The sequence below is a fragment of the Cyanobacteriota bacterium genome (assembly GCA_025054735.1).
Taxonomy (GTDB): domain Bacteria; phylum Cyanobacteriota; class Cyanobacteriia; order SKYG9; family SKYG9; genus SKYG9.
Map to the genome: position 1 here is coordinate 1 of JANWZG010000097.1, position 10,632 is coordinate 10,632.

Annotated in this window: 12 protein-coding genes; 6 read left to right on the forward strand and 6 right to left on the reverse strand. The window is 48.2% G+C overall.

Annotation, left to right across the window (positions count from 1 at the left end):
• The coding region (locus NZ772_06600; protein ID MCS6813225.1) for a hypothetical protein at window positions 1–290 on the forward strand (290 nt) is incomplete at its 5' end.
• A 32-nt stretch (window positions 291–322) separates the two neighbouring features.
• Here the strand turns inward: NZ772_06600 and NZ772_06605 are convergent.
• Window positions 323–571, reverse strand: coding sequence for a DUF4327 family protein (locus NZ772_06605; GenBank protein MCS6813226.1), 249 nt, complete (start codon window positions 569–571; stop codon window positions 323–325).
• 382 nt (window positions 572–953) lie between these two features.
• Between NZ772_06605 and NZ772_06610 the strand changes: the two genes are divergently transcribed.
• Complete coding sequence (locus tag NZ772_06610; protein ID MCS6813227.1) at window positions 954–1,145, forward strand: DUF2949 domain-containing protein; 192 nt, start codon at window positions 954–956, stop codon at window positions 1,143–1,145.
• 54 nt (window positions 1,146–1,199) lie between these two features.
• Here NZ772_06610 and NZ772_06615 read toward each other — a convergent pair whose 3' ends face one another.
• Together NZ772_06615 and NZ772_06620 are read right to left on the reverse strand one after the other, a co-directional pair.
• Window positions 1,200–2,318, reverse strand: coding sequence for an aldo/keto reductase (locus NZ772_06615; protein ID MCS6813228.1), 1,119 nt, complete (start codon window positions 2,316–2,318; stop codon window positions 1,200–1,202).
• A 36-nt stretch (window positions 2,319–2,354) separates the two neighbouring features.
• Window positions 2,355–2,885: a bifunctional nuclease family protein gene (locus NZ772_06620; GenBank protein MCS6813229.1), complete on the reverse strand. Its 531-nt coding sequence runs from the start codon at window positions 2,883–2,885 to the stop codon at window positions 2,355–2,357.
• Between the two features lie 551 nt (window positions 2,886–3,436).
• Here NZ772_06620 and NZ772_06625 point away from each other — a divergent pair.
• Genes NZ772_06625 through NZ772_06640 form a run of 4 tightly spaced genes read left to right on the forward strand, consistent with a single transcriptional unit; the run spans window position 3,437 to window position 6,967 of the window.
• Window positions 3,437–3,829, forward strand: a complete 393-nt coding sequence (locus tag NZ772_06625; protein ID MCS6813230.1) for a DUF3119 family protein — start codon at window positions 3,437–3,439, stop codon at window positions 3,827–3,829.
• A gap of 45 nt (window positions 3,830–3,874) precedes the next feature.
• A complete protein-coding gene (locus NZ772_06630) occupies window positions 3,875–4,984 on the forward strand; it encodes a DUF3086 domain-containing protein (protein MCS6813231.1) in 1,110 nt (369 codons plus the stop codon).
• A 16-nt stretch (window positions 4,985–5,000) separates the two neighbouring features.
• Window positions 5,001–6,374: a methyltransferase domain-containing protein gene (locus NZ772_06635; protein ID MCS6813232.1), complete on the forward strand. Its 1,374-nt coding sequence runs from the start codon at window positions 5,001–5,003 to the stop codon at window positions 6,372–6,374.
• Complete coding sequence (locus NZ772_06640) at window positions 6,371–6,967, forward strand: hypothetical protein (protein MCS6813233.1); 597 nt, start codon at window positions 6,371–6,373, stop codon at window positions 6,965–6,967. Before NZ772_06635 ends, NZ772_06640 begins: the two co-directional genes overlap by 4 nt.
• Window positions 6,968–6,980: 13 nt before the next feature.
• Here the strand turns inward: NZ772_06640 and NZ772_06645 are convergent, their stop codons facing one another.
• The 3 genes from NZ772_06645 to NZ772_06655 all read right to left on the reverse strand — a co-directional run.
• Window positions 6,981–7,817 (reverse strand): FkbM family methyltransferase, encoded by an 837-nt coding sequence (locus NZ772_06645; GenBank protein ID MCS6813234.1) that lies wholly within the window; start codon window positions 7,815–7,817, stop codon window positions 6,981–6,983.
• Window positions 7,818–7,934: 117 nt separating this feature from the next.
• Entirely contained in the window at window positions 7,935–8,969 is a 1,035-nt protein-coding gene (locus NZ772_06650) for a DUF6492 family protein (protein MCS6813235.1), read from the reverse strand.
• A gap of 37 nt (window positions 8,970–9,006) precedes the next feature.
• The coding region (locus tag NZ772_06655; protein ID MCS6813236.1) for a sedoheptulose 7-phosphate cyclase at window positions 9,007–10,632 on the reverse strand (1,626 nt) is incomplete at its 5' end.

Here is a 10,632-nt window from a genome sequence, read left to right on the forward strand (position 1 = left end):
TAGCTGAGATCGACCTGAAACGTATTGATGACTTGGCACTGCGTCCTGCAAGAATATTTGTGGGTTTGACCTTTGTAGGGATGAGCGCCTTGATGATTCTGCTTCTGTTGATTTATATGGGTACGCTGCATCCCACCCTTGGACACTACAGTTGGTATGCCTATGTATGGTTTGTCAGCCTAGGAGTAGCTGGCATGGTCATGCTTGGGCGAGAGGCCATGCGAACAAACCGAGTTACAAGTCAAATCCCAGAGAGCCGTTTTTCAGATCACCATGCTTCGAGTAAGTAGTTCTGCTAAGCTGCGCGATCGCCTTAAGCCAGCTACTCATCGTCCCATGCCTCTACTTCAAGCAGCAGAGATACGGGATCTTGCATAGCGAAATCGTAGGCTTGCAGTTCATGCTTCCAATAGGGCCAATCATCTCCGTAGAGAAAGGCAATTTTCCAAAGGCTGTCTGTGGGCTTCAGCACCTTGGCCTCTACCAGAGAACGCACATGACGTTGCAGTTGCACCATGGGATGCATTGAAGGCACAGGAATTTGCGTGTGAGCAATCGTGTGATGAGTCATAGATTCAATTTTGAAAATATCCACTGATAGGTAACAGCAGTTAACCAGTACTACTACGACAGCATACCTCTTAGGTGCTTTTAGTCAATCAACGCAATGCTGTCGTAAATCTACGAAGGGTATGGCTCCAGAGCCACCAGAGGTAAGAATTTCCGCTGATGTTTGATTGCGGAAATTCACTGACAATCATTGAAGATACCATGACTGAGTAGCTCAGATCATGATTTACATAAATTTTTGTAAATGATTAAGGGTTTCCCAGTCTGTCCTGCATACGAACTCATAGAATAATTGGACGTTCATAATTATTAGAACTCGTTACAATATTTAACAAGTTTGTTGCATTTAGTTTACATTTGTCATAGGCACAGAGGTTATTTCCATGAGTGGGGTTACAAAGGAACGATTGATTGACTTTTTACAGACTGAATTAGCGGTGCCAGATGCAGCGATCGCCTTTGCGAAGCGCCAAGGAGAGCAGGATCCAAGCCTGTTGCCCCTGACCTTGTGGCAATATGGTTTAGTAACGTTAGACCAGTTAAATCAAATCTTTGACTGGTTGGGCATTCTGTAAATCAGTGTTACCAGTGGTAGTCAAGTGCTGTTACCCTGCCAAGCGATGGTGCGTCTACTCCCATAGTCTTCGTCCTGGCTTGCCGTGTAGCCGCTGGTGAGCATCCTGTAGCAATGCCGGAATATTGAGAGACTCTGGGCAGCGAGGAAGGCAATCACCACAGGCTGTACAACGATCGCCTCGATTTCCTGGAAACCAGTGTCCAGCATTTTCAAACATGCTATAGCGGTATTGAGCATAGGCCGTCATATCATAGGCGATCGACAAGTTACGTAGCCGCAGTACTTCAGGAATGTGAATACCCTCTGGACAAGGTAAGCAGGCATAGCATTGGCTACATTCTTCAGTTAATAACTTCTGGGTTTGCTGGTTTTGCAGGCGTTTAAGGCTATCCTGCTCTGCTTCTGTGAGCGGTAGGGTATTGTCTGCCAAGGCTAGCGGCTCATCTAGCTCTGCGGGAGTGGCTGCACCTACACTCAATGTAGTGATACGAGGGTCGCTTAATAGAAACCGATAGGTCAAGGCTAGCGGTGACCATGGTGCACAAAGCTGGCGTAGAGTTGTAGAAGGTTGATGCAGAAGACCCCCTTTGTCCGCAGGCGAAATAATAAAGACACCCATGTCCATCCTTGCTGCTTGCTGAACAGCCGGTTCATGGCGCTGGAAGAAGTAGTAGTAATGCAAGTTGACAAACTCAAACCAACCAGTTGCGATCGTGGTCAAAATTAGATCCAGCGAAGCGTGGGTTGAAAAACCTAGATGACGAATGACACCGCTAGCAAGGGCTTGCTGTAGAGTTGACAAGCAACCCTCAACCTGAGCCAGATGTTGCCAGGTATTGATGCCGTGAATTGCTAAGCAGTCTACATAATCTAGTTGTAGCCGACTCAAGCTGCGATCGATCTGCTGGCTAACCGTAGCAGCCTGAGTTGGAGGAGGAATTTTTGTCGTGATGTAAACCTGCTGACGAGGAATGCCCAAAGATTTGAGAGCTGATCCCACATAGCACTCGCTATCTCCATAGCTACTAGCTGTTTCTATATGATTAACGCCAGCAGCGATCGCAGCCTCAACAGTTGCCCTAGTGGCCTCTGCTGAAGTTACACAGCGCATCGTACCCAGAGAAAACACTGATAGGAAAAGATCAGTCTTGCCAAAGCGCCGGTACTGCATTAACAATCTATAGCTAGCATCAACTGGTCACTACTGCTAGTTACCCGTATCTACATCAAGGTTAGCCTCGTCACTGTCAGACTCTCCGCCATGTTGAGCAAAATCTTCAGGGCGGAGGTTTGAGAGAAATGCTCGAAAGGCTTGACGTTCTGCCTCATCAGCGTCTTGGTCAACTGGAATTGAGGCCTCAGCAATCACCTCTTCCATAACCCAGATGGGTGAATCGGTACGCAGGGCTATAGCGATCGCGTCACTCGGTCGTGCATCTATTTCCTTCTTCGTGTCTCCTTGGCGCATCGTTAGCACAGCATAAAAGGTGCTGTCTTGTAACGAGTGAATAACAACCCGCTCTAGAGTAATACCCCAGACTTCAAGAAAGTTCGCCATCAAATCATGGGTAAGTGGACGAGGTGGGGGTTGATTCTCCAGGGCACGGATAATAGCGTGTGCCTGATCTTGAGCAATGTAAATCGGTAGGGCACGGCGATCAGACGCATCTCGCAGGAGGACAATCGGATGGCGCGTAGCTGCATCCAAAGCAATCCCAGCGACTTTCATCTCAACCATTTGCGTTGCCTCTAGAGTCTTAGCAGGATACGAATAATAGGGACATGAAAATTCATCGCCATTACCAGGAGCTACCCTGAGCAACTAGCTAGGCCAAGCCAGCTTGCAGCGAATCAATTTAACTAACCGTTAAGCTGGATGATCGAACTTAACCTTCAACCAAGCAATTAAGTTACCTAACCCTAATCAGTTTAACAACCCATGTAAACGAGTTTTTAGAATTAATTATGAAGATAGCCACTACAACCATAATCATCATACTAACTTCCGGTATGTCCTGAGTCGGTGGAAATTAGTTATCCATTTCCTGTGGACAAATGGTTGCCAGAAACTACAGGCGCGAAGCTCCGGAAGGCGCATCTCCGGCAGAAAAGAGTGGCTGTTGACCTTGGTCTCTTCCTACAAAGACACGGATTTGCTAAGCAGGTTCCCAGACTAGGCAGATAGCAGCCAGCTATTTAGCCAGAGTCCTTGTAAAATAGAGTCAGCAGTGGCTACTAATAGGCTCTGACTAGCATCACTTCCACATTAGCACCTGTAAACCTGTGACTGTGACATCTTCCTCATCAACAACGATACCTTCATCTGTAACTCAGCTAGCACCTAGCTATTGGTTACCGCTGGCCTTAATAGTTGTTGCCATACCAATGGTAGTGGTGCAACTGTGGTTATCCTTGATGATTTCTCTGTTTGGGTTGTTTTTGATGGTTCAAGCGGTCACCTTACGGCTATGCTTTACCAGTAGCGACTTGGATATTTATCGTGGCAATACCCTGATTCGGCGTTTTCCCTACAGTGAGTGGGTAAACTGGCGAATTTTTTGGCCTTCAGTACCGATCCTCTTTTATTTCCGAGAAGTTAAGAGCATTCATTTTCTGCCAATTTTGTTTGATCCCAAGCAGCTTCAAGTTTGTCTAGAGTACTATTGCCCTCACGTTGATTAGAGTTGATAGATAAATTTTGTAACTAGACTTTACTAGGCTCCATTCATGCATGACAATGATTTACAAGCTACTTCTCACCCTGAAGTGACCCAAACTCCTGCTGAGGAAGGCTCCTATGAGATTCCAGAGGAAATAGAGGCTGAGTTTGAGCATGACGTTGATGAGCTTAGCCTAGCCGATGAGCAGCAACAACTCGCTGAACTCAAAGCTGAGCGACAGCAACTCCAACAAGAGATTCAAGCGTTACGGATTACTCGCGATCGCCTATTAAGCCAACAGACCGCAGGATTGCAGGCGCAGCTAGAACAGTTTGCACAACATTGCTTAGAAGACTTGCAACAGCGTAAACAGGCTCTTCAGGCTGAAATTGAGCAATTAGAGCGTCGTCAAGAGCGGATCCGTAATGAAATGCGGACAACCTTTGCGGGTGCGTCGCAGGAGCTAGCTATGCGGGTGCAGGGGTTTAAGGAATACCTAACAGGTAGCCTCCAAGATTTAGTGACCGCCGCAGAACAGTTACAGCTAGTGCCCAAAGCACCAGAACCAGTGGAAGCGACCCCAGCATCACCAGCCGCTCAGAGTCGTCAGTCGCCACCAAAGCCTAAATTTACCGATGAAGCTTTTCAAGATAAGGCTAAGAAGATTCAAAATTTGTTAGATCGCTACCGCACATCGCCAGATTACTATGGCCCCCCTTGGCAGTTGCGTCGTACCTTTGAGCCAGTCCATGCCGATCGAGTGTCTAAGTGGTTCTTTGAGCAGGGTGGTCGAGGCGCACTGAAGACAATGGGCAGTCGATTGCAAAATATCTTGGTGACATCGGCCATTATTTCAGTTTTGTATCGCTTTTATGGTGACTATCTGCGGACGCTGGTGTTGGCAGATAGCCCAGAGCGCCTAGGTGAATGGCGGCGCGGTCTTCAGGATTGTTTGGGTATCTCTCGTAGCGATTTTGGCCCTGACCAAGGGGTGGTGCTATTTGAGTCAGCGGAACCACTGATTAATAAGGCCGATCGGTTGTTGCGAGACGATGAAATGCCCCTGATTGTCATTGACGAGTCCGAAGATAAAATCAGCCTGGCATTATTGCAGTTTCCATTGTGGTTAGCGTTTGCCGCCGATCCCCAACTATCTAGAACTTCCTCCTGGAACTGATGCTTTGGTACTATCCATGACTCAACCCTTTACTGATCCGGCTTCAGTTGCTGACCCATTGATGAATGTGGGGCCTTCTCAAGATGCTGCTGTCTTGGAAAAGATGCGTCGGCAATTTGATGCCGCCCCTTATCCACATATTCCATTGGATGAGTCTCCGCTTGAGGATCTCAACTGGCTATATCTTCATAGTGTTGTTACTCCTTACTACCTGAGATACGGGCAAGTAGTTAATCCAGATGGCATGATGATTCTGGATGCTGGCTGTGGGAGTGGATTTACTAGCCTGACGTTGGCACTAGCAAACCCAGGGGCAATGGTGGTGGGTGTGGATTTGTCTCCAGCGTCGATCGACTTGGCTACCCAACGGTTGCGTTACCACGGGATTACAACTGCTCAGTTCCATGCCGTCTCTATTGAAGAGCTACCCAGCTTGGGAATGCAGTTTGACTATATCAATGCTGATGAAGTGCTATATCTGTTGCCTGATCCCCTAGCAGGATTAAGAGCAATGCAGTCAGTACTGAAGCCTAATGGCATTATCCGGGCCAATCTTCATAGTGCTCGGCAGCGGGTGTTTGTTTTCCAATTTCAAGAGTTCTTTCGATCGCTGGGGCTAATGGACGGGGCAATCACAGAGGCTGAACTAGCTCATGCCTTAGACGTGATGGCTGCTATCAACGACAATGTTTTTCTCAAGGCCCATGCTTGGGGTAAAGACTACGAAGCAGAGCCAGATTTATTGCGGCCTAACTGCCTGCTCCAAGGCGATAAGGGCTTTACAATCCGTGACACGTTTAAGCTACTCCGGGATGCTGATCTTGACTTTATTCGCATGGTGTATTGGCATCGGTGGAATCTCATGAGTTTATTTAAGGATCCCACAGCCTTACCCCAGGCACTATCACATCTGCCTACAGCTAGCGCCGAAGAGCAGTTACACATATTCGAGTTACTGCAACCCCGGAATCGGTTAATTGATTTTTGGTGTGGTCACCCTCAATCGCTGGATCCGGGTTATGTTTCACCAGCAAGCTGGACAGATGCCGACTGGCAACGGGCGATCGTCCATCTTCATCCCCAACTAGCCACACCAGCCATACAAGCTCAGGTGGCAGAGTTGGTCACCCATCGAAATTCCGTAGAGTTTACCCAGTTTTTGGCGATACCAGCGGGTGAACCAGTGAGAGTAGACAGTGATACCGCTGCCTGTTTGCTGCCACTATGGGACTCTCCCCAGCCGATCGCTGCTTTGGTGGAGCGTTGGTGTAAGCTGTGTCCCCTTGATCCTATTACCCTAGAGGCGACTACAGAACCAGTTGCCTATCAAGCTGTGAAAACTGCCCTAGTGCGTCTTGAGGCCCATACCTATGTGATGATAACCCGATGATAGTAACTAACACTCAGGGTATGCTGCGGTTGTGGGGAATGGGGACAGCTCTGATGGGCTGGCTAGGAATTTGGAACGTAGCCATAGCTGAACCCATGCTATATCCAAAGCTATGGGTCACGTTGCAGCGGGTAACGCAACATACCTGCCCAACCGATGTAGAAACTCTGGTGGCGTTACTAATTCGAGATTTACCGAGCTATGCCAATCGGCAAACGCGCAGTTCAGTGCCGCTACGCAGTGCCCTCAACCCTGCTAGCCATATGATTGTTGCTGGGAGGCCAGAGTTTGAACCCCTGCCCTTAAAGCCTGGGGAGTCACCACCTAGTCGAGATGCTGATCCAACTCAGGTTTTTATTTCCACCCTAGAACGGCAATACGCTGGCGATCGGGCCTTCGATTTGCAGCAATATCATTGGCTGTTCTTAACTCGCTCTGCGGGTGGTTGGCGGTTAGTATTTATGTTTACTCGTACTGCTTCCCCTACACCCAACACTCCCCCTACTCCACCACGGGATAGTAGCGACGGTGCGATCGCACGAGCCATCAGAACTTGGCTGCGAGACTGTCGGGCTGGTGTCATTCGAGGCTAGGAAGTTTGGGTTGTCAAGCAGACTGCATGGCGAGGGACTTCACTAGGGTCTTGTAGGCAGGGGGATGCCCAGCGAAGTAGCCTGAAAGATAGTATCGCGGAGGTTCATAATGCTGTTCCGCTGTGAATGGCTCTAGAAATTTGTCTGCCACAAGATCTTGTCTCACAAAGAAGGCATTAACCCCAGATAAATTGCACCCGACTAGCCGATAGCCCTTTTTGGCCAAATGCACTTCCAGAAATTTTAGTGATGCACCAAAGCAATCATCTCTTTGCCAGGTGTGGGTAGCGTCATATTCCATGCAAAATAGAAGTGGGGGCGAAAATTTTGCATTATATTCAACCACAATCACCCTAGGGCTGATGCAGGTGATAGCATTCAGCACGTGAAAATCGTTGCCGTCAATATCTACAGACAATAAATCCACCTCAGGGTGGGCAATGTTATCCGCAATTAAGGTGTTGATATTATCGACTGTAATCAAGGATTGCACAACCTTGAGAATGCCAGCGTCTAAGAGGTTGGCAAATTGTTGTCGAATGGTAGCTATCGATCGCGGTGCAGCATCAATCCATAAACCTTTCCAGCCATCGAACAGCAAGGCTAGCGTATTATTTTCTAGCCCATTCCCAACTCCAAATTCAACAAATAATTTATTGGTAGTACCAATTCGTCTAAAAATTTCTCTAATAATTCCGTCTTCATCACTTTGAGAGTAAACTTTAGCTCCAAAGGGGATTAAGCATTTGGGATCTTGGTAGCGTGGACTTGCTCGTAGGCGATCAATTTCCTGCAAGATTGGTAGTTGCCTCAAACGGTGTTGGATAATCAACCTATACTTGATATCCAAAGCGATAGAATCAACTAGTCTTTTCAGCTTACCTAATGACATGACCATAGGGGTAATTGCGTGAGCTAGCAGGGCATTCAGCAAGTTGGAACTACACGAACAGCACTCTGTAATCAGCTATGGTTGGCCAATAGCAAAGTCGTCTACCCGACGTGGATTCCATCGAGATCGTAACTCTTCAATATGCATAGTCTTTTTGTCTTTCTTCAGATGTCGTGGGCTGCTTTCAAAGGATAACGACGACGGCAGGGCATTCGGCTCATAGGTGGCACGAATGAAAGCATAGACATCACCGTAGGATGGATAGTCAGTTAACTGAGCGGCTGGTGATTGTGATGAGTAGTACTGTTGCAAGGCTGTAAAGAACAGGCCGGTGCCATCATCAAAGAAGCGCTCCGTAGTGGCTCCATAGCAATGGTAAGGGTGAAACGCCACATCCATAGGAGCCTGGGCTGCTACCCAGGATATATAGGCCCAATACTCGCTAAAGGTACCAAACTCATTGGCCGATCGCATCATCAGCAGTAACCAGCAGTCGCTTGATTGAAAATAGCGCCCAATTTGGTCTTTGAAGGAGTCTAGATGCCCCTGATTGAACCACATATGATGAGGAATAAATGTACCTACCTCATCAGTCAAAGGCTCCACAGCCAGTACTGACCGGATCCATTTAGCCCAAGTAGCAACAATTTGAGCGTTTCCCCATTGGTTGTGTTGCAACAGAGCAAAGGTGCGTCGGATGGATTGCTCTTGCTCACAAACCAAGGGCCACGTCTCTACAGGCAACAAGTCACTATCCCAAACGACGTACCATGTGCTTAAGTTGTTGATGCCTTCAGGGGCACCTAGCTTCAGGAGCTGCTGATAGAACCAACCTGGTGTATAAAGAGATTCTCCTAAGTCCAGTTCAGCACTAATGTCATCCTTGGTTAGCCCCCATCGAGCGCAAAAGAAAGTTTCTTCTGGATGAATGGTGACAGGGGCAACTTGCCAGTGCGGAATTAGGGCTGCTAGCGATCGGGCCTCATCACTGGGAGTAATGATGTGTAGCGATCGAGGCTGGTAGTGACTCGTAATACCCTCAAGTACAGCTCTTGTATTCCACCGTACTCGGTAGAGTGGAACTACAATGTCAAACAAATCATATTGCATAACATTGATTCAGTATAGCTACGGATCGTGCGGGCTTCTACATGCCAGAGAAAACCTCTACGGATTCTTCTACGTAGGGGTTGCCAATTGTAAAGGGAATATGGTGAGCCACTGTTGACGGATCTTCTAGGCCAACATCACGACACAGCGGCTCAATACCTATCCCCATACGCGGGTATTGGATGCAGATGGCTTGGTAAGTAGCAATAGACTCACGGAGTTCATCGCGTGTTAATTGGTTGAGGTAGCCACACCTGCCAATGCCGCCCTTGGGTAGGGGTGCAACTAGGTTGCCGCCTCGCTTTTGAATAATTTTTTCCTGGGCTGACCAGAGAATCGCCTCATCCAGGAGAACGTCATGCCATAGACTTAGCCCAAAGGTGCTGATTAGCCGTAGGATGCGATGGAAATCTTCTAGATTGATCCAATGGTTGCGATAGCTCAGATAGGCACCAAAGCCCATGCCGATGGCAACTGCATGACCGTGCAAGAGGCCAGCCGCAATTTCAAACCCAGGCGACCAAGTGTGTCCATAGGCATGGGGACGGCATTGGTGAGTTTCATACAGATTGTCGTACTCTGCTTCTACATAGCTGCGCATGGCAGCTCCCAGGATTTTCTGTGAGCGCACACTAATATCATCGCTTGGTTCACAGTCTATGGTGCCAAAGCGTGTGGTGATGAGTCGCTCTCCAGCTTGTTCTAGGTCACTGAACAGGGCAGCATTTTTGACCACTGCCATCTTGATAATTTCAGCAATTCCATGGCGTAACCATCCTTCTCGTAGGGTTTTGAAGAAGGTACGATCGGTAATCGCTAGCACTGGTGCGTGATAAGCGCCAAACAAGTTCTTGTACCCAAATCCGTCACAGCAGGTGCGCGGTGAGGGGCCAGCATCAATACCAGCTACGATCGAGGTAGATAGCATGACGTAGGGAGTATTGCGATGATACAGAGCACAGGCCAAGCCACCGGTATCGGAGAGTACACCACCCCCGATAATTAACACTGGCTCGTTGCGGGAAACTCCAAGACGCTTAAAATCACCTAGCATTCGCTCCACGGTGCTAATTCCTTTATCCACTTCCATAGCGCGATAGACTAACTTTTCTAGGTGGATGCGGTGGTGGTGGAAATAATGCTCAATTTGCTCACTGTAGTAGCGATCGACGTTTTGATCCACCATACAGACGCAGCGACCAAGCGGAACATAAATATCCCGAAGCAGCGGTTGCTGGGGGTCTAGAACATTCTCCAAAATCCTGATGGATGTGAAGGTCGTAGAACTCATCACTGCTTCAATAACTTGGTCATCGGCTGTGCTGACGACATGACCATGGCTTTCCCGGTAGCTAGAGGTAGGGTAGATCGCGTGGGGTGCAGTTTCCACCAATTGTTCTGCTAGATCGGTGTAAAACGCTTTGTCATGACTGTGAAGGAGGTAGTCTAGAAGCCTAACTCTGCCTAGACTGGACTGATGTAGTCTATCTGCAAATGCTGACCACTCTAGGCCACTCGCTAGGTCAAAGGCAGACAAGAGTTCAGCTAGCAGGCCAAAAAAGCTACTAAGGGATAAGTTCAAGCAACCTCGTAGTTTTCGGCAGGCAGACAGACCTTGAATTGCCCCTACTAGTGCAAACTCGTGTCCGAGGTCTTGGGAAAA

What these genes read in the sequence shown, in the direction of transcription:
- NZ772_06630 (MCS6813231.1), top strand. Translation starts at nt 3,875, where the DNA reads ATGCATGACAATGATTTACAAGCTACTTCTCACCCTGAAGTGACCCAA.
- NZ772_06635 (MCS6813232.1), top strand. Translation starts at nt 5,001, where the DNA reads ATGACTCAACCCTTTACTGATCCGGCTTCAGTTGCTGACCCATTGATG.
- NZ772_06620 (MCS6813229.1), bottom strand. Translation starts at nt 2,885, where the DNA reads ATGGTTGAGATGAAAGTCGCTGGGATTGCTTTGGATGCAGCTACGCGC.
- NZ772_06605 (MCS6813226.1), bottom strand. Translation starts at nt 571, where the DNA reads ATGACTCATCACACGATTGCTCACACGCAAATTCCTGTGCCTTCAATG.
- NZ772_06615 (MCS6813228.1), bottom strand. Translation starts at nt 2,318, where the DNA reads ATGCAGTACCGGCGCTTTGGCAAGACTGATCTTTTCCTATCAGTGTTT.
- NZ772_06610 (MCS6813227.1), top strand. Translation starts at nt 954, where the DNA reads ATGAGTGGGGTTACAAAGGAACGATTGATTGACTTTTTACAGACTGAA.
- NZ772_06640 (MCS6813233.1), top strand. Translation starts at nt 6,371, where the DNA reads ATGATAGTAACTAACACTCAGGGTATGCTGCGGTTGTGGGGAATGGGG.
- NZ772_06650 (MCS6813235.1), bottom strand. Translation starts at nt 8,969, where the DNA reads ATGCAATATGATTTGTTTGACATTGTAGTTCCACTCTACCGAGTACGG.